This window comes from Thermococcus aegaeus, assembly GCF_055393685.1.
In genome coordinates this window covers 1,854,087-1,877,346 of the sequence record NZ_AP042464.1, presented here as the reverse complement: position 1 = coordinate 1,877,346, position 23,260 = coordinate 1,854,087, and the positions used below count along the sequence as shown (strand labels likewise).

26 protein-coding genes are annotated in these 23,260 nt (G+C 42.8%); 13 read left to right on the top strand and 13 right to left on the bottom strand.

The genetic code is table 11. From position 1 onward, the window contains the following. Nucleotides 1–23 precede the first annotated feature (23 nt). Nucleotides 24–2,012: a DUF460 domain-containing protein gene (locus ACZ5NL_RS10335; RefSeq protein WP_464842225.1), complete on the top strand. Its 1,989-nt coding sequence runs from the start codon at nt 24–26 to the stop codon at nt 2,010–2,012. Here the strand turns inward: ACZ5NL_RS10335 and ACZ5NL_RS10330 are convergent. Together ACZ5NL_RS10330 and ACZ5NL_RS10325 are read right to left on the bottom strand one after the other, a co-directional pair. Continuing rightward, complete coding sequence (locus tag ACZ5NL_RS10330) at nt 2,009–2,305, bottom strand: transcriptional regulator (protein ID WP_464842224.1); 297 nt, start codon at nt 2,303–2,305, stop codon at nt 2,009–2,011. The genes ACZ5NL_RS10335 and ACZ5NL_RS10330 overlap by 4 nt on opposite strands. 4 nt (nt 2,306–2,309) lie before the next feature. Beyond that, on the bottom strand, nt 2,310–2,924 hold the full coding sequence (locus ACZ5NL_RS10325; RefSeq protein ID WP_464842223.1) for a hypothetical protein: 615 nt from the start codon (nt 2,922–2,924) through the stop codon (nt 2,310–2,312). Between the two features lie 103 nt (nt 2,925–3,027). On the opposite strand from ACZ5NL_RS10325, the gene ACZ5NL_RS10320 reads away from it, so the two are divergent. Continuing rightward, on the top strand, nt 3,028–4,035 hold the full coding sequence (locus ACZ5NL_RS10320) for a radical SAM protein (protein ID WP_464842222.1): 1,008 nt from the start codon (nt 3,028–3,030) through the stop codon (nt 4,033–4,035). Here ACZ5NL_RS10320 and ACZ5NL_RS10315 read toward each other — a convergent pair. Further along, complete coding sequence (locus ACZ5NL_RS10315) at nt 4,022–4,987, bottom strand: TIGR00269 family protein (protein ID WP_464842221.1); 966 nt, start codon at nt 4,985–4,987, stop codon at nt 4,022–4,024. The genes ACZ5NL_RS10320 and ACZ5NL_RS10315 overlap by 14 nt on opposite strands. A 114-nt stretch (nt 4,988–5,101) precedes the next feature. Between ACZ5NL_RS10315 and ACZ5NL_RS10310 the strand changes: the two genes are divergently transcribed. Continuing rightward, nucleotides 5,102–5,836 (top strand): RAD55 family ATPase, encoded by a 735-nt coding sequence (locus ACZ5NL_RS10310; RefSeq protein ID WP_464842220.1) that lies wholly within the window; start codon nt 5,102–5,104, stop codon nt 5,834–5,836. Here ACZ5NL_RS10310 and ACZ5NL_RS10305 read toward each other — a convergent pair. The 5 genes from ACZ5NL_RS10305 to ACZ5NL_RS10285 form a co-directional block, all read right to left on the bottom strand. Next, complete coding sequence (locus ACZ5NL_RS10305; RefSeq protein WP_464842218.1) at nt 5,829–6,341, bottom strand: TIGR00725 family protein; 513 nt, start codon at nt 6,339–6,341, stop codon at nt 5,829–5,831. The genes ACZ5NL_RS10310 and ACZ5NL_RS10305 overlap by 8 nt on opposite strands. 4 nt (nt 6,342–6,345) lie before the next feature. Next, a complete protein-coding gene (locus ACZ5NL_RS10300; protein WP_464842216.1) occupies nt 6,346–7,479 on the bottom strand; it encodes a site-2 protease family protein in 1,134 nt (377 codons plus the stop codon). 139 nt (nt 7,480–7,618) lie between these two features. Continuing rightward, nucleotides 7,619–8,368, bottom strand: coding sequence for a lipoate--protein ligase family protein (locus ACZ5NL_RS10295; protein WP_464842215.1), 750 nt, complete (start codon nt 8,366–8,368; stop codon nt 7,619–7,621). 126 nt (nt 8,369–8,494) lie between these two features. Then, nucleotides 8,495–9,004, bottom strand: a complete 510-nt coding sequence (locus ACZ5NL_RS10290) for a signal peptidase I (RefSeq protein ID WP_464842213.1) — start codon at nt 9,002–9,004, stop codon at nt 8,495–8,497. After that, nucleotides 8,986–9,534, bottom strand: a complete 549-nt coding sequence (locus ACZ5NL_RS10285; RefSeq protein WP_464842212.1) for a DUF531 family protein — start codon at nt 9,532–9,534, stop codon at nt 8,986–8,988. The genes ACZ5NL_RS10290 and ACZ5NL_RS10285 overlap by 19 nt, the downstream gene beginning before the upstream one ends. Before the next feature lie 100 nt (nt 9,535–9,634). On the opposite strand from ACZ5NL_RS10285, the gene ACZ5NL_RS10280 reads away from it, so the two are divergent. Genes ACZ5NL_RS10280 through ACZ5NL_RS10260 form a run of 5 tightly spaced genes read left to right on the top strand, consistent with a single transcriptional unit; the run spans nt 9,635 to nt 14,314 of the window. Continuing rightward, on the top strand, nt 9,635–10,675 hold the full coding sequence (locus ACZ5NL_RS10280; RefSeq protein ID WP_464842211.1) for a hypothetical protein: 1,041 nt from the start codon (nt 9,635–9,637) through the stop codon (nt 10,673–10,675). A gap of 27 nt (nt 10,676–10,702) precedes the next feature. Next, nucleotides 10,703–11,635, top strand: a complete 933-nt coding sequence (locus tag ACZ5NL_RS10275) for a dipeptidase (RefSeq protein WP_464842210.1) — start codon at nt 10,703–10,705, stop codon at nt 11,633–11,635. Nucleotides 11,636–11,682: 47 nt separating this feature from the next. Beyond that, a complete protein-coding gene (locus ACZ5NL_RS10270) occupies nt 11,683–12,522 on the top strand; it encodes a class I SAM-dependent methyltransferase (RefSeq protein ID WP_464843481.1) in 840 nt (279 codons plus the stop codon). 12 nt (nt 12,523–12,534) lie between these two features. Further along, a complete protein-coding gene (locus tag ACZ5NL_RS10265) occupies nt 12,535–13,350 on the top strand; it encodes a DUF7411 family protein (RefSeq protein ID WP_464842209.1) in 816 nt (271 codons plus the stop codon). Further along, nucleotides 13,328–14,314 carry an AIR synthase family protein gene (locus ACZ5NL_RS10260; protein ID WP_464843480.1) on the top strand — a complete coding sequence of 329 codons (987 nt, stop codon included), beginning with the start codon at nt 13,328–13,330 and terminating at the stop codon, nt 14,312–14,314. The genes ACZ5NL_RS10265 and ACZ5NL_RS10260 overlap by 23 nt, the downstream gene beginning before the upstream one ends. Here the strand turns inward: ACZ5NL_RS10260 and ACZ5NL_RS10255 are convergent, their stop codons facing one another. Next, entirely contained in the window at nt 14,315–15,385 is a 1,071-nt protein-coding gene (locus ACZ5NL_RS10255; protein ID WP_464843478.1) for an mRNA surveillance protein pelota, read from the bottom strand. A gap of 157 nt (nt 15,386–15,542) precedes the next feature. On the opposite strand from ACZ5NL_RS10255, the gene ACZ5NL_RS10250 reads away from it, so the two are divergent. The 3 genes from ACZ5NL_RS10250 to ACZ5NL_RS10240 all read left to right on the top strand — a co-directional run bounded on the left by ACZ5NL_RS10250 (nt 15,543) and on the right by ACZ5NL_RS10240 (nt 17,384). Further along, on the top strand, nt 15,543–16,127 hold the full coding sequence (locus ACZ5NL_RS10250; RefSeq protein ID WP_464842207.1) for a 50S ribosomal protein L15e: 585 nt from the start codon (nt 15,543–15,545) through the stop codon (nt 16,125–16,127). A 163-nt stretch (nt 16,128–16,290) separates the two neighbouring features. Next, nucleotides 16,291–16,746 carry an RNA-binding protein gene (locus ACZ5NL_RS10245; protein WP_152880772.1) on the top strand — a complete coding sequence of 152 codons (456 nt, stop codon included), beginning with the start codon at nt 16,291–16,293 and terminating at the stop codon, nt 16,744–16,746. Continuing rightward, a complete protein-coding gene (locus ACZ5NL_RS10240; RefSeq protein WP_152880762.1) occupies nt 16,743–17,384 on the top strand; it encodes a Ribonuclease P protein component 3 in 642 nt (213 codons plus the stop codon). The genes ACZ5NL_RS10245 and ACZ5NL_RS10240 overlap by 4 nt, the downstream gene beginning before the upstream one ends. Before the next feature lie 7 nt (nt 17,385–17,391). On the opposite strand, the gene ACZ5NL_RS10235 is transcribed toward ACZ5NL_RS10240, so the two are convergent. The 3 genes from ACZ5NL_RS10235 to ACZ5NL_RS10225 form a co-directional block, all read right to left on the bottom strand. Beyond that, a complete protein-coding gene (locus ACZ5NL_RS10235) occupies nt 17,392–18,495 on the bottom strand; it encodes a DUF835 domain-containing protein (protein WP_463280647.1) in 1,104 nt (367 codons plus the stop codon). Between the two features lies 1 nt (nt 18,496). Beyond that, on the bottom strand, nt 18,497–18,679 hold the full coding sequence (locus ACZ5NL_RS10230; protein WP_464842204.1) for a hypothetical protein: 183 nt from the start codon (nt 18,677–18,679) through the stop codon (nt 18,497–18,499). 67 nt (nt 18,680–18,746) lie between these two features. Beyond that, entirely contained in the window at nt 18,747–19,544 is a 798-nt protein-coding gene (locus tag ACZ5NL_RS10225; protein WP_464842203.1) for a hypothetical protein, read from the bottom strand. A gap of 127 nt (nt 19,545–19,671) precedes the next feature. On the opposite strand from ACZ5NL_RS10225, the gene ACZ5NL_RS10220 reads away from it, so the two are divergent. Together ACZ5NL_RS10220 and ACZ5NL_RS10215 are read left to right on the top strand one after the other, a co-directional pair. Continuing rightward, a complete protein-coding gene (locus tag ACZ5NL_RS10220) occupies nt 19,672–20,949 on the top strand; it encodes an AMP-binding protein (protein ID WP_152880640.1) in 1,278 nt (425 codons plus the stop codon). A 69-nt stretch (nt 20,950–21,018) separates the two neighbouring features. Further along, a complete protein-coding gene (locus tag ACZ5NL_RS10215; protein WP_464842202.1) occupies nt 21,019–22,269 on the top strand; it encodes an HD domain-containing protein in 1,251 nt (416 codons plus the stop codon). Here ACZ5NL_RS10215 and ACZ5NL_RS10210 read toward each other — a convergent pair. Continuing rightward, nucleotides 22,262–23,218, bottom strand: a complete 957-nt coding sequence (locus ACZ5NL_RS10210) for a transcriptional regulator (protein WP_042700619.1) — start codon at nt 23,216–23,218, stop codon at nt 22,262–22,264. The two genes, ACZ5NL_RS10215 and ACZ5NL_RS10210, sit on opposite strands and share 8 nt — an antisense overlap. Nucleotides 23,219–23,260 lie beyond the last annotated feature (42 nt).

Sequence of the window (23,260 nt, the reverse complement as noted above, 5' to 3'; positions counted from 1 at the left end):
ACACGTAAGTGAAGTGAAGGGTGATGCCTATTCTGATCGTAGGGATTGATATAATCAGCGAGGAACCAAAACGTTTTGCTGTGGTTAGCTGGTCCAATGGAAGGATAATCAAGCATGGTGAATTTACTTTTTATCGGCTTCTGAGATTTATACGGGCTAAAAAGCCCGCCATTATTGCTATGGATAACATACACGAGCTTGGAGAGTATCTTAGGAAGTTTATAAGGGCGATTCCACAGGGAACAAAGATAGTTCAGGTAACCGGCAGACCCGGAGAGCAAAAAGCCCTGTGGAATTTAGCTAAGGAACACGGGATCAGAATAGGAAACAAGTTTGACCCTTATGAAGAAGCAAAAATATGTGCTCTCTTAGCCTCTAGAGGGGTAGGCTATGAAGTTCTTCCTTTTGAGGATGAAGTCATTATAAAGGTCTCAAGAGGTAGAAGTCAAGGTAAAGGTGGGTGGAGTCAGGATAGGTATAGAAGGAGAATCCACAATCTGATCCAGAATAAAGTCAGGGAAATTGAAGAGACCCTCAAAAGGGCCAACATTCCTTTTGACCTCGAGATTAAGGAAAAGGATCAAGGATTAGAGAGGGGAGAGTTCAGGGTTTATACCTCCAGAGAGGAACTTGCAGGCCTTATAAAGCCTATGAAAGGAGGAGATGTTGAAATAAGAATTCGTCCGGTAGAGAGGAAGACTTTTGAATTTGTGCCTCTAAAGAGTGAAAGTGCCATAAGAGAAAGAAAAAGCATTATTGTGGGACTCGATCCTGGCATTACAGTTGGGATAGCCGCTTTAGATTTGAACGGCGAGATTTTGGCACTTTACAGTGAAAGGAACATGGCCGTTAGCGATATTGTAAGATTTATAAGTGAAGTGGGCCATCCAATAATAATAGCCACCGATGTGAACCCGGCCCCCGGATTGGTGGAGAAAATTTCTCGCTCTTTTAAGGCAATGCTCTTTGTTCCGCGGGAGAGCTTAAAAGTTGAGGAGAAGAATGAGCTTTTAAAGAACTTAGGCATAAGCGCCGATGATGATCACCAGAGAGATGCGTTAGCTGCCGCTTATAAGGCATACCTTCGCCTAAAACCAAAGCTTGACCATGTAGAAGCAAAACTCAGAGAAATGGGAATTACAAAGAAGGGAGAGGAAATAAAAGCCCTAGTTGTCCAAGGCTACAATCTTGGAGAAGCTATTTTGAAAGTAAAAGAAAAAGAGAAGACCAAAGAAGAAATAAAAACTACTGAATCCGTTGAAACTTCTGTTGACCTTACTCCTTACATCGAAAGGATAAAGGAACTCGAAAATACTATAAACCTGCTGGAGAGAGAAAATCAAGATTTGAAAGCCGTTATTGAAGAACAAAGAAAGATCATAGAAAACTTGGAAAATAAATTAGCAACCTATGACGAAAAGATCAGAGAAAAAATTATCAGAGAGAAGGAGATGGAGATCAGGGAGAAAAGAATAGCATACCTTGAAAAAGAACTTAGAGAGGCAAGATCGATAATAGAAAAGCTCAGCAAAGACTTGGTTCTGGCAAAAAGGATGCATCTGCTGGAACTTAAAGGTACCGCAGTTCCTCTTAAAGTAATTCAAAATCTTACGTGGAAAGAGATTGAGGAGCTAGAGCGCTCTGCAGGCATCAAAAAGGAGGACGTCCTCTATGTTGTCAATCCTTCTGGAGCGGGAAAAAGCATAGCAGAACATCTCGCAGAGAGAGGGATAAAAGCCTTGATTAGTGCAAAAACACTTCCAAACCTTGTGTATGAAACGCTGAGGGAGAAAAAAATACCAATTCTCTATGAGGACGAGATCGAAGTAAAAAGGGTTGACGACTTTGCAATAGTTGATAGAGAAGAGCTTGAGGGAGTAATAAAAGAAAAACTGAAGCGCTGGGAGGAAGAAGAAAAAGAAAGAGAAGTTCAGGAGTTCTTAAGACTTGTTGAAGAATATCGGCTGGAGAGAATCAAGGAGCTTAAGAAAAAAGCCGAAGAAGAACATTAAACCCCATTTAGGAGTTCTCTAAGTAATTTCAAATATTCTCCGGTTTTTTGAGCACCTTTCTCCGTTATTTCAACAGCAGTTCTAGGTCTATTTGTGAAGACTTTTGTTAGCTTCACGTACCCAGCTTTTTCAAGAACTCTGAGATGAGAATCCAAATTGCCCGGAGTGAGCTCAAGTACTCCAAGGAGATCTTTAAACAAAACTCGAGTTCTTGGAAGGAGGTAAAGCATTATAGCTAGCCTAATTGGGTTTCCAAGTACGTGATTATTGGTGAGCTCCTTGAGTTGTTTCATCTTATCACCGCTCGATGGCCCTGAAGGCGGAGTAGAGGTACCAGAGAACGGTGGCCGAAAAGCCTAATGCAACGAGGAAGCCGGCCCAGACCATAGTACCGCTTTCCATCTCCCTGGCCAGGGGTATTCCCAGTGCAGGTAGCAGAAAAGCTGGAATGATCTCATGCTCTGCTCCCCCATAGCGGGCGAACACCAGCCACATCCCAAATATCGAGACCACTATAAAGGTTAGAAAACCCACTGCCAAGCTGGCATCTGGAGTAACGCCAAGGTTCATCCTTGGAACGATGATCCAGCCAAGAACAATGCCTGCTGTCCACGAGAGTGCCACGAGTATGGCTCCAGTTCTCGAGGTCTCCATTTCCCTTCCGGTAACTTTCCCAAGTCTCTTGAGCCTCCCCCAGACCCTTCCCGTGAACGTCATGGCCACAATGAAAGCTACCGACCAGTAGATTAAGTTAAAGCGCCAGTTCACCTCAAACAGCCCCAGTAGGACGAAGTAGAGGAGCATCACAGAGAGCCATGCTCCGAAGTTCATAGCACCGTACATCTTTCCGGCCGCTATCAGCTTTCCCTCCACCCTCTCAAGCACATTCTTAAGTTCCTTAACGTCTTCCATACCCCTCACCTCAATTTAGAATAATCTCCTCTTTTATATATAGCGTGATGTTTCTCTGAATTCCAGAGAAAACCTTAAGCTGAGTAAAAACCAAAGTTCTCTGATGAAGGTTGAAGGACTTTACAAAAAACACAGCAGAGGTGTTAGGTGTCTTGTTTGTGAAAGGAGATGCTTGATAGGGGAAGGCAAAAAGGGACTATGCAAGAACTACACTAATTTAAATGGACAGCTGGTGCATATTGGCTATGGAAAACTGAGTGCCGTTGAGAGCAGACCTATTGAAATAAAACCCTTCTTCCACTATTACCCTAACTCAACTGCATTAACTTTCTCCGGCTTTGGATGCAACTTTTACTGTCCCTGGTGCCAAAATTACCATCTAAGCTTCTCCGATATTCCCAAAGAGGCTATAGAGATCCCACCAGAAGATCTCGTGACTCTAGCCCTAAAGAATGGAGACAAGGGGCTTTGTGCAAGCTTTAACGAACCAGCAACTCTCTACACTTACCTTCTTGACGTTTTTGAATTGGGGAAAAAGAGAGGCCTCTACGCATGCTTGGTCACAAACGGTTATTTTACCATTAAAGCCCTGAGAAGTCTTATCGAAAGCGGAGCTTCCGGCTTCAGCATTGATATCAAAGGTTGCCCTAAGATGAAAGTTCTAAATGTTGATCACAAAAAGGTCTTCAGAAATGCCAAAGAGGCTATCAGGCTAGGAGCTCACGTTGAAATGGTTTACCTCGTTGTTACGAACACCAACGATTTTGAAGAATGCTATCACTGGATTTTCAACATGCACTCAAAAATGCTCGGCGAAGATGTTCCCCTACACATAAACCGCTACTACCCTATGAACTACTGGAAAGAGCCCCCAACACCGGTAGAAAAGCTGATAGAGCTAAAGCACATAGTCCAGAAAGAGTACAGCATCAACTACGTTTACGTAGGGAACATAGGATCGGTCAAGCATGAGACAACATACTGCCCAAAATGCGGCGAAAGGCTGATAATACGTTCTGGATACAGAGTGCTAAAATGGAACCTAAGGGACAACAGATGTCCCAAATGTGGCGAGAAGATTCCAATTTACGGGGAGTTCACTCGATTCTGAAAGTGATCCCCTTTTCCTTTGCCCTATTCTGCACTTGGAGTCTAAAACTGCATGCCTTGCATATCTCCCCCGTTGTCGGCTGGCCGCAGATTTTACAGCGGTTTAAATCCCTATGGGCATAGGCTTTCGCTAAGAGAGGAAACATTTTATCGTAGCTCCTTAAAATCTGATACTTAGTTCCCGGGTGTTTTTCTTCCATTTCGTTTATCCAGTCTCTGATTTCTGCCCTAAAGGCTTCAACTGCATAAGGACACTCACTGAAGTCCACTTCAATGTTGTTTAAAACCGCATAAAGCACTATCTCTTTCTCCGGCACTTCCCTAAGAGGTTTTATCCTCGGTACAAGCCTCTCGTGAATAACTTCATAGTAAGGGCCAGTTCTCCCCAGTCTAGCTACATCTCCACGCATTATGTTCATGAGAAACATCTGAACTTCGTCATCAAGGTTATGACCAACGGCGAGCTTGTCAGCATTGACATCCTGAGCGGCATAGTTTAACAGCCACCTTCTCCAAACACCGCAGTAGGAACATGCCCCAACCCTTTCTCCTTTCTCAAAGCTCCCCATTATATTGACGGTCTCATCAAGGGTAAAGCCTATGTACTCCTTGAAGGAATAGATGCGGTGCTCTATGCCTAATTTCTTCGCGTTCTTCTTCGCTATTTCAACACTCTCAGGTCTGTATCCTTCTATGCCTTCATCTATGGTTATCGCTACTATTTCAAAAGGAAACCTCTGGCTGAGCTTATGGAGTATATGGAGAAGAACAACGCTGTCTTTTCCACCACTTACTCCCACTGCTATTCTATCCCCTCTCTTAATTAGTCCATATCTTCTTACCGTCTGTTTTACTTTGCCCTCAACCATCTCATTGAAATGTTTATGGCAATAAAACTTCCCCTCATATCTCGCGTGATACACTGCCTCTCTCCCACACTTTGTGCATTTCATCTCTCTCGCCTCACTGCAGGAAGAGACTTTTCTTTAAAAAATCTTTCCCCATAGATGAAAAAGTTTAAATAAATCTTTTCGTTACTTGTAGTAATAATTTTGTTGGTGGTTGCTATGGAGCTCATAAATACAAAGATTCCACAACTCGACGAAGCTTTGGGAGGAGGGATACTCGAGGACAGTATTGTCTTAATAACCTACGATACCTATTCACAGGGGTGGACTCTTGCCTTCGAGATTCTAAAAAGAAGAATAGAAGAAGGAGATTTCGGAGTAATAATCAACTCGGTGGTTCCCCTTTCAATGCTGAACATGGAGCTTAGGAGAATCGGTTTTGACATCTTTGAGGAAGGCGAAAAAGGAAATCTTGGCATAATTGACATCTTTGCTTCATTTTATGGAATAAACTACCAACAGCCTTACATTTATTATGCTGACATGGATCAGGAAACGTATCTCCCGAAGTTTATGAGCCTTTACAGACGGATATTGGATGAGAGAATAAAAGACAGGAGACCAATAGGAATACAAGTAACTGCAGATGGATTTGCATTTCTAATAGGCGAGGAAAGAGAGCTTAGAAACCTTCAAAAGAATTTGGCAGCAAAAGAAAACGCTCTACTTCATGAGAAACGGAAGAGACCAATAAATATAACCCTCCTCAACCGGGACAGAGTTTCTCAAAGATACCTTTCATGGCTCTCCCTTTACAGTCAGTATCAAATCGATTTTAGCTCCCAAGAAGGAAGGCTAGAAGAGAAGATGTTTATAAGAAAATCACCTCTGCCGAACTTTAAACCAACCACACGCATATTTAAGTTAGAAAACGGAAAGATAAACATTATCTAGCAAGCTTCAATGCAAGCCTAGCGGCTTCCTTCGCATCTTTTGTAAAGTGCACTTTCACGAGTTTTTTGTGGTCAAAGTAGCCATCTTGAGCAAGAAGTTCAAGTCTGTCGCTTGGATAACCTGTATCTGTGAGCACAACGAGAGGTTTCGAATAATCATATGCCATTAATGCTTCTACCATAGTGCCGATTCCTCCTCCCAAGACCACCAAGACATCAGCTGAATTAACCATAATCGCGCTTCTCTCTGCAAAGTCCATTCCTGTTTTTATTCTTATCGTATTGAACTCGTTTCCCTCCTGCCTCTCTGGAAGGATTCCCACAATGAATCCTCCAAACTTTGCAAATTCCCTGCTTGCTATCTCCATAATGCCCCCTCTGCCTCCGGTAAGGAGAACAACTTTATCTTTGTGCTTAGCTATTTCTTCGATGAATTCCTTTGTCTTTTTGACGGCTTTTGGTAGAGGTTCGCTATCACTCGAGCCTGCTATTGCTATTTGAATCATTTTATCACCCCAGAAGGCTCCTTAAAGCGGGAAAGAGGTTCACAGCAAGCAAAAACAATCCTATCCCTACGAAGAGATACGTTATAGATTTGGCAACTTTGGAAGGAAGGAAGGCTTTCAAAATATCATCAAGCATCTTTCCTCCATCCAGCGGAACTAAGGGAAAGAGATTCATCAGACCTATGCCGAGATTTAGCACGTAAATCCAGTAAAGTGAAAACGCTAGTGGGAGCACGATCCCGTTAAAGCCCACCTTTGAGGTTATATGCTGTGCTGGATAGATCCCAAGATAACCTTTCTCGGGATTGTCTGGGTGAGAGCCTAAGGTAATGTGGAGGACTTCCTTTTTCCCTTTGCGTATTATCTCAACCTCTATTGTTTCACCAGCCTTTGTTTTATTCATTATGTTAAAGAACTCCTCTACCGTTGCTATCTGCTGACCGTTTATTCCCACGATGACATCTCCTTCTTGGAGGTAACTTTTAGCGGGGCCTTCTGGAGCTATCCTAGAAACTTCAACCCCGGCTGGCTGTATTATGGGGTTTAGAGCATAAGTTAAAAGCAGAATAGCTAGAAGAGCTGTTACAATATTCGCCATAGACCCAGCAGCATAAACCCTTAAACGGCTCAGCAGTGGGGCTTTTGTTAACTCTTCCTCGTCCGGCTCAACAAACGCTCCCGGGATCACAAAGAAAAGTACAAGCCCAACAGACTTTAGGGGCAAGTCCTCGGCCCTAGCAACGAACCCATGGCTTAATTCGTGAACGAACATAACCACAATAAGGCCTATCAGCCCGTACCATAGGGGGATTGTAATGCCGGGTATAACAAGTTGAACACCCGGAGTAGCCGCTTTTGTGCGAATATTCTGCATGGCAAGATTAAAGAGGGTGTAGAAGACATAGATCATCCCGGTAAAACCGATTATTATACCAACGGTGGAATACACTTTCCAGAATTTTCTATACTTCGTCCCAACTTTGTCTATGAAGTTAACAAATCTTTTGGTTCTCCATATCGCAACAAAAGCATCAACCTGTAGCCCTTCTTCACTCTCTTCACTTTTCCTTCCAAACGCAAGGTACAGAATCCCCCAGAAGCCAAGTATCAAAGCTATTGCTGTGACCAGGTTCACCATTTTGTCCACCTAATTTCACTCCCAGAGGAAGTTTAAAAAGATAGTGCATATCCTTAAAAACAAAAGCTCACAAGAAAAGTATGCGATGATGAGTGATGGGCGAACCGAAAGATGAGGATGGAAAGGTGATCGCTGAGCGCTATTTTTGAAAGTTCCACTTTTCATTACCATATCTTTCTTCTATAAGCCTCTCTGCAAGTTCAAGTTCATAATCTGTCAGCTTTCCTTCCTCAAGGGGGAACTCCTCAAAGAACTTCGACTTCAATAGCTCATAAACTTCATCTCTGCTGAACTTTGCCCCTTCCCTTTCCAGTGTTGTTACTCTTTCCCATATGCTTGAAACCCCCTTGTCCTGCAGTTTTTTCCGGGAAACTTTGAGTACTGAAGCGAGAACTTCAAGCCGAGTTGCGTACATGAACGTTCCATGCTGTAAGATAACTCCCTTTCTTCTCGTTTGTGCAGAGCCGCTGATTTTCTTGCCGTTAGCCACTATGTCGTTTAACCCCGCGAAACCTCCGTTTATCCCTACTTCCTCAAGCGCTTTGAGAAGAGGAGCAGCTAAAAACCTGTAGCTCCTTTCTATGTTCTTCAAGCTTTCGTGAAAATTCTCCCCTATGATTACGCTGTAAGTTATCTCACCATATTGATCGTGAAAGACACTCCCTCCGCCCGTGATTCTTCTCACTACGGGGATGTTAAGCTCTTTGCACTTATCCAAATTAACGTCATGCTCAATACTCTGAAATCTGCCAATAGTAATGGAACTCGGCTTAAAAACGTAAAGTCTAACGGTATCTTCAACCTTTCCTTCAATCCTTGCCCGCATTATTGCTTCATCTATTGCCATCTGCACCTCCGGTCTTGCAACTATTAGGGGGATGAACCTCATAACATCACCAAAGAGTGAAGAGATCTAGGACTTAAAAATGTGTGTGTCTAAAGGGGAAAATAGAAGGGGAGATGTTCGGTCAGGAGCCGATTAGTTCATCACCTCTTCAGCAACCTACCCTTCACATCATCCCAGTCCAAGCTTTTCTCTCACAAGGAGAGGGGGATACCCAATTTTTGGAAAGACCAGCAGTGCCTTTGCCTCAATGGCTTCTTGAGGGATGCAGGGAAGGAGGTCCCCTTCAGCCAGCCCGATATAGTCTTTAAGATAAGGAAACTCCTTTATGTCAAGAGGATAGAAATCGTGTATCCAATTGTTGTCACCTTGAATCACAAAGCACCTTTTTCCATTGTACTCAATTATATCCCTAACCCTGTGAATTATTGGGTACCTTGTATAAGGTCTCCTGTAAACCACAACGTCCCCAACCTTTATCTCGCTTGGAGGAACCCCTTCAAGAAGAACAACATCCCCCCGGTAAAATGTGGGTTCCATTGAGCCGCTTATCACGATGACCAGCGGCGAATCAGTATGAAGGGCAATCTTCAAACCATTGTGAAGAGCAAAAACAACTACAATGCTGATAAGCAGGAATGCAATATCCCCTTTCCATCCGCTTAATAGCTTTTCCTCCATTTCAATTCCTCCATGATTGTTCTAATCTTCGTTGGTATTGAACCTATGGCAGTGCATGTTTCTAGACTTATTCTCTTTCCATCGGTTATATCTAAATGATAGTTAGCTAACTTAAAGATTTCCTTCGGCAGTCCATGCCTTCCAAGGCCAACAACTAACATAAAACTTTCTCCTTTAAGAGCCCTCTCCGCAAGTTGATGAGAAGAAATTTCCTTGTTTTCATGGGGTTTTCGTGTAGTTGCCACTACATGCCCGAACTGAGGAGGAAAACCCCCTTTTGGAAATTCAAGGATGTGGAACTTGTTTACTCTTGCAAGCTCTATGAGATATTTTCCGCCCTCTCCAATGGTTGTGTTTTGGGATATCTCCTTGGCTATTTCAACAGGTTTCTTTTTTTCAAAAGGGAATCCTATAAGGGCAAGATGGAAATCAAAGGCATAGCAAATGGGAGCTGCCCTAGCGATGGCTCTCAGATGTGCCTCATGAAGCTTCTTAGGATCGTATGAATTGTAGAGGGCTAAGGTAAGCATCTTGACTCCCCCATACTAAGAAAGTGGGAATGTTTATTAAGTTGTTTCTCCAATATATTTTTTGATAACGATGGTCAAGATTGATGATATTGTGTTTTTGGTGAGGAACGGAAAATATGAGGAGGCATTGGAATTAGTTAACAATCTAGATAATAATCTAGATAAAGTATCGGCTCTAAGTGCTATGGCTAAGGCGATTTACCCACAAGATGTGGAGATGGCTTATGGTTTTTTGGAGGATGCAGAGTATTTTTCCGAAAGAATTAAAGAAAAGGGGGAGAAAGCGAAAGCACTCGCAAACATTGCCTCCGCATATTATATGGTGGGGGATACAGAATACGCTCTGGAGCTGTTTGAAGACGCAATAAAGGAAACAGAAAAAATAAAGAAGTCCGAGGATAGAATATATCCTCTTGCAACTGTTGCGTATTATATGGGTATTTCTGGACTTGTGGATTTCTCGTTGGATCTATTTGAGAGGGTTTTTGATATAGTGGTCAACCTAAGGGTAAACTATGTGAAGAAGACCGAGTATCTCATAGACTTAGGAAGCATAATAGAAAGCGTTGGAGACGAACTCCCTTCAGAAGAGGCCATCAAATTTTACGAGAGGGCCCATGATTTGTTTGAAAAGCTACGCGTACCAGCGAAAGCCGCAACTGTTGAAAGGAAAATCGATCTAGCGAGAACCCTTGCCACGGTTGGTTTGCCCGAAATAAGAAAAGCCGTTTCGGAAGGCAAATACATCTACGCCACCAAATCGATTATACGTACATTTAACGATGAGAAGATATTTATTGGCCTTTTAGAAGTGGCACTATGGATGAAAAAGAACGAAACCCTTGGATATACCCATATCGTTGAAACAGCTCTCAAATATCTCCAAGAACTTCAAATATCAGAAAATTATCTGCATTACGTGATAAAACTACTAACCGAGCTTGAAAGGTTTAGAGAAGCGTTAAAGCTTTCCGTAAACATTGAAGACGTGGAGCTACGCTCCGAGATTATGGCAGAAATAGCCATGGGAATGCTGAAAAGTGGGGAAGTTGAGGGTGCTTTTAAGATAGCTGAGCTGATACCTGATATTCATATTCGCGCCGCCACAATGGCAGAATTAAGGAAAATACTAAAATACTGAAGTGGATAATCAAATAGGTGGAAGATCATGATATTCGATGCTCACTCTGATTTACCAACCTATATCTACGAAGAAAGAAAGAATGGCAATGCAGTTTTAGAGAGAAACTTTGAAAGGTTCTTTGGGGAAACAATAAGGTCAAGGGTAATGGCTATTTGGACAACACCAGAAAAAAGAGCCACGGCGTTAAGATATGCCTTGGAAGTGTTGAACAACTTTCACAAAGACGTCCTTGAGAGTCCAAGCTTTGAGCTTGTGACCAGTGTAAAAGACATGAGAAATACTATTAGGAATGGAAAAGTCGCGCTCTGGCTTGGACTGGAGGGTGGAGAGCCAATAGAAGACAGCCTGGACCTGCTCGAAGTTTTCTATGCCTTGGGCTTAAGAGTCCTAACATTGACGTGGAGCCTAAGAAATGCTATAGGAGATGGAGTTTTTGAAAGAACAAATGGAGGCTTAACCAACTTCGGCGTAGAAGTGCTAGGAAAAGCAGAAGAACTCGGTATAGTTGTGGACGTGAGTCATCTAAATGAGCAGGGCTTTTGGGATGTTATCGAGACAACGGCATTTCCGGTTATAGCTTCTCACTCAAATGCTTACTCCCTTTGCCCAAATCCCAGAAATCTCAAAGACGATCAAATAAAGGCCATAGCAGAGAGGGATGGAGTTATAGGCATCAATGCAATCCCGAGTTTTGTTGATAAGGAAAAACCAACATTGGAAAAAATGGTTGCTCACTTGGAGTACATTGCAGATTTAGTAGGCTACGAACACGTTGGATTTGGTTTTGACTTCGTGTATTATCTTAAAGGATGGAGCGGAAAAAGCGTCAAGGGATTTGAAAACGAAAGCAAAATTCCAGAGCTTTTGAAGAGATTGAACGAAACTTTTAGCAAAAAAGAAATCGAAGCAATAGCGTTCAAAAACTTTGAGAGAGTTTTTGAAAGAGTCGTTGGATAACCAAAATCTTTTAACCCATTTGCACTTTTCTCTCTTGAGTGAGGAATATGGAAGAAATTTACTTCCTAACATTCAGAGAAGCCAGAATTATACTGCTTTCCACGGGAGAGGTCAGAGTAAACCTTGATTTAAGGAAGACCAACAGGTCGCATGTAGTTATTGTTAAGGAAGATAGGGCCATCTTTCCGGATGGAAGTGAAGTGGAAAAAGATATCCTAAAGAGAATAGCAAAGGACGAAAACACCGTTTACTTTTTGAGAAAGGGACAGTTATATAAAGCCGCAATTGCCGCTGATGGCTTTTACAAGCTCGTTCCCACAATTCCTCCAACCATAGAAATAAATGGAATCAGGATGCACCGGACAAAGGAGACAAATCCCCTAAAAGACACCCGAAGTAAAGTAGAGGCAGTAAATCCAAAGGATGGGGAATTTGTCTTGGACACCTGCATGGGATTGGGATATACGGCAATAGAGAGCGCAAAAAGAGGAGCTTATGTGATTACAATTGAAAAAGACCCGAACGTCATTGAACTTGCTCGACTTAATCCGTGGAGTAGGGAGGTTTTTACATCTCAGAACATCCAGCTTATTCAGGGAGATGCATTCGAGGTAATAAGAAAATTTAACGATGCGAGCTTTGATGCTATAATACATGACCCACCAAGGTTTTCCCTTGCCGGGCAATTGTACAGTGAAGAGTTTTATGGGGAGCTTTTTAGAGTTTTAAAGCCAAAAGGAAGGTTGTTCCACTATGTGGGAAATCCCGGCAGGAGATACAGGAGAAAAGACCTCCAGAGAGGTGTAATGGAGAGGTTGAGAAACGTGGGGTTTAAGAGAGTTAGAAGGATCGAGGAGGCTTTAGGAGTAGTTGCCTTAAAGCCATAGCCGGTGAGGACTGTGCTCTCTAAAGCTTTGGAGGAGCTGAAAGAATTTGCAAGTAGAGAAGGCCTCTATGAAAAAAAGATTCTGCTAATGTTTAGTGGAGGCAAGGACAGTAGCTTGGCACTTTATCTCCTTAAAAAAGCAGGCTTGGATGTGTCTGCAATAACCTTTCTTCACAGATGGAGCTGGAAGGAGCCCGTTCCCCATATGCTCAAATTTACAGCATCTATGGGTGTGGAGCACTACCTCGTTGACATAACCGAAAGCCTTCTAAAAAACTCCCTCGGAAAAAAGGGCCCCATATGTATTCATTGTAAAAAAGTCATGCTCAAAAACGCCTACTGGTTTGCAAAGATAAACGGGTTTGAAGTAATTGCAAAGGGGGATAACGCAAATGACAAGATAAAAGGCGCGCTTCTTGATCAATGGGAAGGGGATCACAGACTAAGTAACCTTCCAAGAATCGGAATTCCAATTTTAAGACCTCTGATAAATTATCCAGCTAAAGAAGTAGAAAAATTAGCGAATGAGGCAAAGATAAAAGTTTTTAGGATGTATGAATACGGAAGAAGGAGGCAGTGGAGAGAAGGGTGTCCCCTGCAGTATATTGATAAGGAACAAATAATAAGAGAAGAGTATTTTGACCTCGCCTATGTGGCAAATTACGAAATAAGCAAGATTGCTCGGAGGCATAAGGTAAGGATGAGCGTCCTTGTGCCGTCTTTCAGAATAATGTGTCACGGATGTAGCGATGAAGTGCTTAAAGAAGCTAACTCTGCGCTTCAAGAGCTTAAAAGGAGGTTTACCAATGCTCCCACCAGGAAAAGTTAGAAACGAAATTTTGAGAAAAATAATCCTTCCTGATCTCCCCCTTGACGATGGTAAAATTGTTGTTGGGCCAAAAGAGGGCTTTGACGCGGCTGTTCTAGAATATGATGGAGAAAACTACCTTGTGATTGCTACAGACCCAGTTCTTGGGGTTCCAAGGAAGCATTTTGGATTTTTTACATATCATTTTGCTTCAAGTGATGTGGCCGTTTTTGGAGCAAAACCGAGATGGCTAATTGTAGATTTTCTTTTACCCCTTGGAACCAAGGAAGAAGAGCTGAAGGACATTATGGAAGAGCTCAAAGGAGAATGCAAAAAATACAACACATCTATAGTTGGGGGGCACACAGGGGTTTATAAAACCACCAGAGACCTTACAGCCACAACAACCGCCATTGGAATAGTGAAGAAGAACGAACTAAGGCTTCCGCTGGCTAGGGCGGGAGATGAGATCGTCATCACCAAGGGAATTGCAATAGAATTTGCAGTTGGGGCTGCGTGGTTTAAAGCTGAGGAACTCAAAAACATCTTATCCCCTTCAGAAATTTCCGTTCTAAGAGAGATGTACAAGCTTGAGAGCGTTGTTAAAGATGCACTTTTGGCAAGGAAGTTTGCAAGGGGAATGCACGATGCGACTGAAGGTGGCTTAACGGCTCTACACGAGATAGCAGACAATTCAGGAGTTGGATTTGAAGTCTATTATGAGAGGCTTTACATGCATCCTCTTGTAGAGAAAGTCGTGGAATTTTATGGTGCAAATCCGCTAACAGTTTCATCAACGGGAACCTTAATTATTATCTCACCCAAAGAAAACACGAAGGAATTAACCAGAGATCTCCAGGCAAATGGAATAGAGGCTTTCGTAATTGGAAGATTCACAGAAGAGAGGGAGAGGGTATTGATAAAAAACGGAAGAAAAGAGAATTTCCCGGAATTTGAGAGAGATGCCTATGCAGAGATATACTAATCATTTCACTTTGTATCTTAGCAGCGCCGCTATTCCTCCAAGTGCCTTGAGCTTTTCTCCACCTTCGTGTTCCGAACTTACTATCACTATCTCTCCCCTTGTGGTTCTTACGAACTCCATTATTTCCTCTATTTTTTCTTTGTGCTCCCCCTTCAAGAGCTCATCCAAAACCAAGAGAGTCTCTATAGCTCCGTAATTTGCAGCCTCCTCAACCTCCTTCAAACCATAAGCTACCAGTCCATTCTTTGATATCTCCTCAATCACCTTTTCCACAAGCTGAATTTCCTTGGCAACTCTGTTTTCATGATAAACCCTGTCCACCGTTCCCCTCCTAATCACTTCATAGATTCCTGTCCTGCCGGTGACGCTTGTATCTTCGAGAACAACCTTCTTTGCAAGCTCAGGGTAGTTTTCACTCAGGAATTTGTAAAAGTTCTCCTTTGTAAATCCTGGACCGGCTACAATTGCTTTATCTACATTTTCCCTTTCCATTACATCAAGCATCGTCTTTGCCAGCTCGTGGAAGAACTTTTTCTCCTCGCTTTCCCTGTCCGCGTTGTATCTCTTTCCTCCAAGATTTCGGGTTATGTTTGCTATTATCTCAACTCCATATTCCCTAACAACCGCCAAATCTGCCTCTCCATCATCAATGACGACTATCATCACCTTTGCCCTTTGTGAAGCTTTGACTGCCTCTTCAAGTCTCTCCAGTTGATGTCTCTTCCATCTTTCCTTCTGTATTGTTATTGTGCTGTTCTCCTCAACGGCTATTGTGTGGTACTTTCCGAGGGGCACTTCATCTCTTGAAGTGTAAACTATCGGTCCCGTTATCCTTAGGGCGTTTGCAAATTTATGAAAGTTAATTTTCTCTGCTTTGACACCCAGAAACACCGGGATGGCTTCAACCTTTTCGGGTCTCAGCGAATCGCTTCTCTGACTCTGCTTTCGTAAGGTCTTAGCGTAAACAATGTCTCCTTCCTCTACGATGTGATAAAGGTGCCAGAGATCGTCAAGTGTCTCGACCTTTACTTTGATTTTACCCTCCTTGGGATCTTGATGAAGTATCTTCACTCTCACCACCAGATCAAAATTTGTGACCCTCTTTTTAAATAATGGGGCGTAACTTTTAAAAAGACCCCCTTGTTATTCACCACGACTGGGCGGGTTTAGCCCGCGGGATGTTCCGCTGTGCGGAGAACCACAAACAGCAAAAGATGAGGTGGAAAAAATGGGAATGTACAAATACATTAGAGAAGCCTGGAAAAGCCCAAAAAAGAGCTATGTTGGAGAGCTATTAAAACAGAGGATGATTAAGTGGAGAAGGGAGCCAAGCGTAGTTAGAATTGAAAGACCAACAAGACTTGACAGGGCAAGAAGTTTAGGTTATCAGGCGAAACAAGGTTACGTTCTCGTTAGGGTTAGAGTGAGAAAAGGAGGAAGGAAGAGGCCAAGGTGGAGAGGCGGAAGGAAGCCCTCCAAGATGGGTCAGGTTAAGTACTCACCAAAGAAGTCCCTCCAATGGATTGCGGAGGAGAAAGCGGCGAGAAAGTTCCCCAACCTTGAAGTTCTCAACTCCTACTGGGTTGGCGAGGATGGAATGTACAAGTGGTTCGAGATAATAATGGTTGATCCACACCACCCAGTAATAAAGAGCGATCCGAAGATAGCTTGGATTGCCGGAAAGGCCCACAAGGGCAGAGTCTTTAGAGGTCTCACAAGTGCCGGTAAGAAGTCAAGAGGGCTCAGAAACAAGGGCAAGGGTGCCGAGAAAGTTAGACCGAGTATTAGGGCTCACAGAGGAAGAGGAAAGTGAAGTCTTTAGCTTTTCCCTTGTTCCCTTTTCTGTTAGATTTTGTGTACTGTTTTAATCTCTGAGTGCCTAACAATGAAAATGGATATTAATCTCTCTCCGTTTGGTATTTTTGAGAGTTAAAAGCTTTTAAACTATGTTTTCAATCAAATTTGGGGTGAGAAAGATGGCAAAGCTCCAGGCTCATCACATAAGAGTATCAACCTTTGCACATGCAACCGAAGACCCGGAGAAGGTTCTCGAAGCCATGGGGACTTTTTTTCCAGAGGATGTCCCCTCAGATGACATAGAATTTGAGATACTTGAGACCGAAGGCTACTTTGGAAATCCAATAAAGGTCATAAATGCCGAGGTGAGTAGGAGCAAAAGCGTCAGAAAGATGCTGGAGCACATCAAGGGACTTTTAAGCGAGGAGGATAAGAGGTACCTTTTAGAAAACCTCGAAGAAAAGGTTGATGACATGGGAACGTTTTTCATTCGCTTCAGCAAGCAGAAGGCATATCTGGGAGAAGCGGAGGTTAGCGAGGGAGAGGACGTCATCCAAGTTAAGATAAAGGTCAAAGCATTTCCAATGAGAAAGGAAAGTGTCGTGAAGGCCATCAGGGAGTGGTTGAGCGAATGAAGTGGGTTGAGATGGACATAAGAAGCGAGGAAGCTTATGGTAAAGCTAAAGAGTGGTACGATGAGGTGGTTTTTACAAAGAAAGTTTACCTAAAAGACTCTCCAAACTTTGATGAGCTTAAACACGAAGTTAGGGGGCTTAGTGAGAGGTATGGAAAAGTCGCACTGCTGATTGTTACGGAGAAGCCTTCCCTAGTGAGAGAAGTACAAAGAAGGATTTCCAATGCCCTCATCTACGTGCAGGGAGGAAATCTGAGAGTTGTTAGATTTGCAATAGAGAACAGGGTTGATGCTGTGATAGCTCCAGAATACAGGAGAAAAGATTCCGGTTTTGACCACGTTCTTGCAAGGCTAGCAGCTAAAAACAACGTTGCCATAGGCTTTTCTCTCGCTCCTCTGCTAAGGGCAACCCCCTATGAGCGGGCAAACATATTGAAGTTTATGATGAAAAACTGGCAGCTCGTTGAGAAGTACAAAGCTCCCAGATTTTTAACTTCATCAGCAGAATCCAAGTGGGAAGTACGTTCTCCAAGAGACTTAATGAGTCTTGGAATAAGCATCGGTATGGAAATTCCACAGGCAAAGGCATCCCTGAGTTTTTACCCTGAGAGAATGTTAAAAAAAGTTGAAACGGGTTAAAACCCCATTATACGGCATCTTCAAGCAGGCGGGTTAACAGTGTCCATTGCTGCTCTTCGAAGGCATCTTTCTCCGCAACGAGGATTAGAGTTCCGTTATGGCTCACAACGAAGTCCTTCAGCTTGTTCAGGAACTTTATTACACTTGTGAATTCGTTGTACATAACAAGGTATTCCAGACAGTCTATTAGTATAATCCCTCTGCTTCCGACCTCTTCCATTGCTTTGAGATACTTGTATGATAGCTCAGTCATTCGTTCTAAGTTCATGGGTGAAATAGTCTTTACCTCGCCCTCTTTGGTGGCCGTGGTTACAAAATAGTAAGTCCAATTCTCGGGAATATTATTCAAAGTTCTAACAAACGCAAGCACAGGCGCATCTTTCAGCTTTTCTTTTATCTTTTTGTACTCCTCTTGGTTTATTATCCTGACACCGGGCGCTATCTTAACTTCGTGTATTTCCATTGTTTTTAGCCTGAGGAACTCCTCAGAAGATGTGAGCTTTATTGTTAAGAAAGTTAGTCCAAGGATAAGCACCAAGGAGATAGTAGAGCCTATGATGGGGTATGTTTCACTCTCGAGCATAATAGATATCGGAACCGGAAGCAAGTGAAGTCCAAAGAGCACTAACAGTATGGAGAGATACCTTGCCTTTCTTCCGTAGATGTACGTCAGCTCCTTCATGAAATAGCCAGCAGTTGACATAACAATTGCCGCTAGCCCATGGGACACATAGAGACTAACTGTGGCCTTGGATAATCCCTGTTGAAACACGTAATCTGGAATTAAAGAGTAAACTGCAAATAGCAAAGACAGCAGAGGCAGCAACATTTTGGAGTTTATCTTAATACTCAAGTTCTCTTCCCTAATCAGCTCTATAACCCCGCTCAGGAAAAACACACTGAATAGAAGTATAAACATTCCCGCCAGTGGCAGATGCTGGAATGCATAACTAGAAACTGTTAAAAAGTCAAACAACCACGCTAAAGAGAGCAAAAGAGCTGAAGTTCGTTTGTTTTTCAGATAGATGCGGAAGATAAGTAAAAACGCCAGCAAGTCAGCCAACATAACAATGGAACCCTCAGTTATCGTTAGCGTTTGGATGTTTACCATACTAATATCCCTCCCTCTTCGGGTTTGCAAAGCCCTCCCATTTGAATGGTTTCTCACGTTTGGCACGAGTGATATGGTTATCCTCTATCTTTACAATCAATAGTTCTGGTCTTGCAATTATAAGTCCCATTTTGCCCCGTTCTCCCTTCTTCACTACAGTGTATCCATCTGGAGTAGCCTTCAAAGGAAAGATTATAGTAAAGGGATAGTTCGGAAAATATACAATCTCTTCATTTTTAACTATTCCGACATTATCGCCAAAACCGTAGTAACCATAGAAAGGTACAACAAGTGAGTTGGGGGAACTTTTCCTCAGCAAGTTCAATTGCATCTATATTTAAGCTCACGCCACTGAAAATAATAGTTAATATGTCTTCTTTTCTGGAGAGATATAGGTCTAAAAACTGTGGTATAGTGCGAACAAAGTTTATAGGGTCTTTTTCAAGCACCTTTTTTGTGTATTTTACAAAGGGATCATATTTCGTTCTTAATACATGGTTTATTCCCTTCTCCTCAAGTTCCCGTTTTATACCATCTGTTTCCAGACCAATAAAATATAGCATCCCTCCATATGACCACACAAGTTCACTAACTTCTTCTTGGTACCATCCGTAAGGCCCCCCAGTAAGGGCTCGCATTTTATTTTCCTCATAAATCTCGCTTAACCTATATATTTCGTCAAGAGATGCTTTCAGATATTTCACAAGAAGCTTCATATACTCATAGTCCCAATGAAGGATGCTCCTCTCTCTGGTAGTTCCGGAGGATTGGTAAAATCTCACCCTCCCATCATAGCCCTGGGGAAGAAAGTCAAGCCAGTTATCGCGAAGATGATCCTCGCTAACAGCCAGATTTGAGTTGAAAATTTTCCCAAAAATCTCTTCAAGCTTTCCTTCGAAGATTTCATCCAAGTCAACTCTGTCCCTCAGTCTTTTCCAGTAGGGAGTGTTTTCAAAGTGATATTCGAATATTTCTCTGAGATATGAGATAGTCTCTTTTTCTGTTACGTTGAGGGGATCATAGTCCTTTGCAAAATCTTCATACTTCATTTTACCATCCTCCAAGAACTCCCAATTACATAAGTTATAATAGTTGGGAAGTGTTATTAAAGTTTTCTTCAATAGTTTGGAAAAAGTTAAATAGAAAGCAACAGTTATGTAATGAGGTGATATAATCATGGATAGCATTTTGCTTGGGAGGAAAGACCTTGAAGATTTGAGGTATACGGCTGAGACAGCATTCAAGACAACGGAATTCTGGAAAGAAAAGTTTTCAGACATCGACATAGATGACTTGAAACCAGAAATACTCGCTTCTCTAACCGATAAAGTATTCATAGGGCCCCACGATTTATACAAAAGGGATAAAGTCTGGCCGACGTACATAAGAAACCATGAAATTTTTTACAATGTTATGAGAACCAGCGGGACAACAGGAAAACCAAAAAGGATACCATTTACTAAATACGACAAAATAAGAACAAGCAGACAATACTCGTCTTGGATAGAGGAATACTTATACAAACAAAAACTTGCCTCGTTCCTACCTCAATTACCTTCTGGGTCTGGATTTTTAACAGCAGCTTCTCTCGAGTACATGGACGTAAAAGTAGGATTTTATCAGATCCCAATACAATACCTGAGAATGCGAGATGCCCTAATAGAAGAGTTCCGGGACATAGGAGCAACGGCGATTTACACTCTCACAACAGGAGCTTATGTTTTGGGGCTAACGCTACCAGAGGACATCAAAAACGACATACAGGTTATTTTGGTAGGTGGAGAGACGTTGAGTCAGGAAATGGCCAATGCTATACTGGACAGCTTCCCAAATGCCGTTATCTTAGATGTATTTGGAAACTCTGAAGACGATGCCACAGGGAGAAGAATTGTGACCAGAAAAGGAATGGAACCTTTCACTTTCCCAGAATCACTAATACTCTTAAAAGAAGATGCGGATCCGGAGTATAAGGACTACTACGAAATATATATCACCAAAATCATGAGAGAGGGCGAACTTACTGGGTTGCCGCTCTTCAACTACAAGATTGGGGATTTAGCAAGGGTCATTGATGGGAAAGTGATTAACATCATCAGGGTAAAGGATGTAATAAGCCTTGGCGGAGCAAAGCTCCACATAGATCAGGTTATGGACATCGTTCACAGATACCCCTTCTTAGTGGACTTCGTGATAATCTACCACCCCCTCTCACCGGACAATCCAAAACCAAAAGCCATAATAAAAGTCGGATACGTGGGAGAGAAGCCAGCTGGCATAGAAGATGAGATAAGAGGGCTGATATACGAAGCAAACAACCCAGTTAGATATGAAGTAGAAGAGGCCAAGTCATCGGAGCTAATAGTTGAAGCTGTGCCAGCGGAGAAAGTAAGAGAAGGTTTGCCCCAAAAGCCGGGAAAAACAAAGAGAATTTTTATAGTCGGAAGGGACATTTAATCCCATTTTATCTTTTTGTATGGTAAATTATTTAACTTAAAAGTCCCAAGTCTATTCTAGGTGAGAATTATGAAGCCAAAGATAATTCACGACCCCATTCATGGAAGTATGAAGATAAGCGGGCTCATTTTGGACCTCATAAAAACTCCGGAATTTCAGAGGCTTAGAAATATAAAGCAGCTTGGGCTTGCGTATCTTGTCTACCCCGGCGCGAATCATTCCCGCTTTGAGCACTCATTAGGCACATACAACATTGCAAAAAGGCTTGCCATGGAACTGGGACTTAGCGAAGAGGAAAAAACCCTCCTAGAGACAGCAGCGTTGCTTCACGATATTGGCCACGGTCCGTTTTCACACACCTTCGAGCAGATATACGAGCACTATGTGAGGGAATACGATCATATGCATCTCGGCCAGAACATCATCCTTGGAAAGATCGACATAATAGACGGGGAGATAGAAGAAAGGCAGTTCATACCTGAGATACTGGAATTTTACGGCTATGAGCCAAAGGAAGTTGCCGACCTTATTCTGGGCAAATATGGAAAAAGATATCTCGGACAGGCACTGCATGGAGACGTAGATGTAGACCAGCTAGACTACCTCATTAGGGACGCCCACTATACAGGGGTGGCCCATGGAATAATCGACCTTGAGAGGCTTCTGAAGGTTTTAAGGATCCACAACAATGAGCTCGTTGTTGACGAGAAGGGAGTCGAGGCAGTTGAGGGTATGATGGTGGCCAGAGCGCTCATGTACTCTAGGGTTTATTTCCACCACACGGTAAAGATAGCAGAAGGAATGCTGACCAGAGCTCTGGAATTTGCCCTTGAAGACGGCTACCTCTGGGAGTTCTGGAAGATGACAGACTGCAGAGTCCTTGTAGAGCTTGAAGATTTGGAGGGCTATCCAAGGGAAATCGTAAAGCGCATTAAGTACCGCGACTTGTTTAAGGCCGCACTGCTGCTGGGGGCTGATGAACTTACCACTGAGGAAAAAAGAGAATTGTTGGCAGTTTATAGAGATATAAAGAAACGCCAAGAGCTTGAAAGGAAACTAGCGGATGCCGTGGGAGCGAGGGAAGGAGAGGTAATTATAGAATTCTCAACGGCTGACCTAATGCTTACCGAGCCGAGACTGAAGTCGGCGGAAATTGGTGTGGTAATGCACACTGGAGAAATAAAGCCCTTAACAAAAGTTACTCCACTCGCAAACGCCCTCAAGAGAAGGCAAACACCCAGATGGGCCGTAATGATAGCATCTCCATCAAAATATGTGGATAAAATTAGAGACGTGTGGAGGAAGGTTTTCTTCAGCTGAATATCTTTCTCTTTATCTCCTTCTTAAGTTCCTCAATCATCTCAATAAGCTCATCGGCATCCCTAATCTCGTTGAGCTTCTCCTTTGGGATGAGAGGAATTTCTCCCACAACCTCGGTTTTAGTCCTTTCGAGGATAAACAGCCCGTCGCTCTGGATAATTTTGCTAACTTCATCTACTATTTGAGCCCTTTTCACAGTCGATAACGTCTTTCTTTCACTTATGCCTGTTAAAATCTTCACTCCCCCTTCCTTTGAGATGGCATCAAAAGGAGCTTTTTTGATTTTTATGACCCCCATTCCAAACTCTTCCAAGCGTTTGAAGACTTCCCTTTCAAGGTCTGTCTCCGGTTCAACCTCCATCTTGGCCTCGACTCTTGCGTTAAGAACATCGATGGGCTTTGCAACCGGGGCATCGAACAGCTCCTCAAGCCTCAGAGCAACCTCAAGGCTCATGGCCTGCTCTCCTTTCTCATAGTTCTGGAGGCTCTTCCTTGAAACTCCAAGAAGTTCAGCGAGCTCTCCAACGCTATAGCCGTGTCTCTCTCTAAGCTCTCGCAGATATTCACCGTTAACCCTTACGTAAAAACCGCCCCTCTCGGCAAAGATTGCAGGCAGTTCGTTTTCCACAAGGATATCATAAAGAGTCTGTGGGTTTAGAGCATAGATTCCGTGTCTTTCGTAAACAACCCCTTCTTCGAGTTCTTCGTTTTTAGACTTTAACCCCACGATCAGAGGAGAGGCCCCAAAGAGCTTGGCTAGGCGCTTCAAATCCTCTGCCTGCTCCTCCGTAAAGGAGTCTATATTTTGGAGAACTTTCACGAAGAGCAGCAAAAAGAGCCTACTAGCAACTAGGTCAAAGCACGAGCCTTTAAACTCCATTCTCGCAACCTTAAATCCAGTCCCCTTGAATATGGTTTCAACAATTCGTAGCAGTCTCTCTTTTTCCATCATATCATTTATAAATAGGGGTAGGGGATTTAAAAGTTTCCT

What these genes read in the sequence shown, in the direction of transcription:
- ACZ5NL_RS10335 (WP_464842225.1), top strand. Translation starts at nt 24, where the DNA reads ATGCCTATTCTGATCGTAGGGATTGATATAATCAGCGAGGAACCAAAA.
- ACZ5NL_RS10330 (WP_464842224.1), bottom strand. Translation starts at nt 2,305, where the DNA reads ATGAAACAACTCAAGGAGCTCACCAATAATCACGTACTTGGAAACCCA.
- ACZ5NL_RS10325 (WP_464842223.1), bottom strand. Translation starts at nt 2,924, where the DNA reads ATGGAAGACGTTAAGGAACTTAAGAATGTGCTTGAGAGGGTGGAGGGA.
- ACZ5NL_RS10320 (WP_464842222.1), top strand. Translation starts at nt 3,028, where the DNA reads ATGAAGGTTGAAGGACTTTACAAAAAACACAGCAGAGGTGTTAGGTGT.
- ACZ5NL_RS10315 (WP_464842221.1), bottom strand. Translation starts at nt 4,987, where the DNA reads ATGAAATGCACAAAGTGTGGGAGAGAGGCAGTGTATCACGCGAGATAT.
- ACZ5NL_RS10310 (WP_464842220.1), top strand. Translation starts at nt 5,102, where the DNA reads ATGGAGCTCATAAATACAAAGATTCCACAACTCGACGAAGCTTTGGGA.
- ACZ5NL_RS10305 (WP_464842218.1), bottom strand. Translation starts at nt 6,341, where the DNA reads ATGATTCAAATAGCAATAGCAGGCTCGAGTGATAGCGAACCTCTACCA.
- ACZ5NL_RS10300 (WP_464842216.1), bottom strand. Translation starts at nt 7,479, where the DNA reads ATGGTGAACCTGGTCACAGCAATAGCTTTGATACTTGGCTTCTGGGGG.
- ACZ5NL_RS10295 (WP_464842215.1), bottom strand. Translation starts at nt 8,368, where the DNA reads ATGAGGTTCATCCCCCTAATAGTTGCAAGACCGGAGGTGCAGATGGCA.
- ACZ5NL_RS10290 (WP_464842213.1), bottom strand. Translation starts at nt 9,004, where the DNA reads ATGGAGGAAAAGCTATTAAGCGGATGGAAAGGGGATATTGCATTCCTG.
- ACZ5NL_RS10285 (WP_464842212.1), bottom strand. Translation starts at nt 9,534, where the DNA reads ATGCTTACCTTAGCCCTCTACAATTCATACGATCCTAAGAAGCTTCAT.
- ACZ5NL_RS10275 (WP_464842210.1), top strand. Translation starts at nt 10,703, where the DNA reads ATGATATTCGATGCTCACTCTGATTTACCAACCTATATCTACGAAGAA.
- ACZ5NL_RS10270 (WP_464843481.1), top strand. Translation starts at nt 11,683, where the DNA reads ATGGAAGAAATTTACTTCCTAACATTCAGAGAAGCCAGAATTATACTG.
- ACZ5NL_RS10260 (WP_464843480.1), top strand. Translation starts at nt 13,328, where the DNA reads ATGCTCCCACCAGGAAAAGTTAGAAACGAAATTTTGAGAAAAATAATC.
- ACZ5NL_RS10250 (WP_464842207.1), top strand. Translation starts at nt 15,543, where the DNA reads ATGGGAATGTACAAATACATTAGAGAAGCCTGGAAAAGCCCAAAAAAG.
- ACZ5NL_RS10245 (WP_152880772.1), top strand. Translation starts at nt 16,291, where the DNA reads ATGGCAAAGCTCCAGGCTCATCACATAAGAGTATCAACCTTTGCACAT.
- ACZ5NL_RS10240 (WP_152880762.1), top strand. Translation starts at nt 16,743, where the DNA reads ATGAAGTGGGTTGAGATGGACATAAGAAGCGAGGAAGCTTATGGTAAA.
- ACZ5NL_RS10235 (WP_463280647.1), bottom strand. Translation starts at nt 18,495, where the DNA reads ATGGTAAACATCCAAACGCTAACGATAACTGAGGGTTCCATTGTTATG.
- ACZ5NL_RS10225 (WP_464842203.1), bottom strand. Translation starts at nt 19,544, where the DNA reads ATGAAGTATGAAGATTTTGCAAAGGACTATGATCCCCTCAACGTAACA.
- ACZ5NL_RS10220 (WP_152880640.1), top strand. Translation starts at nt 19,672, where the DNA reads ATGGATAGCATTTTGCTTGGGAGGAAAGACCTTGAAGATTTGAGGTAT.
- ACZ5NL_RS10215 (WP_464842202.1), top strand. Translation starts at nt 21,019, where the DNA reads ATGAAGCCAAAGATAATTCACGACCCCATTCATGGAAGTATGAAGATA.
- ACZ5NL_RS10210 (WP_042700619.1), bottom strand. Translation starts at nt 23,218, where the DNA reads ATGGAAAAAGAGAGACTGCTACGAATTGTTGAAACCATATTCAAGGGG.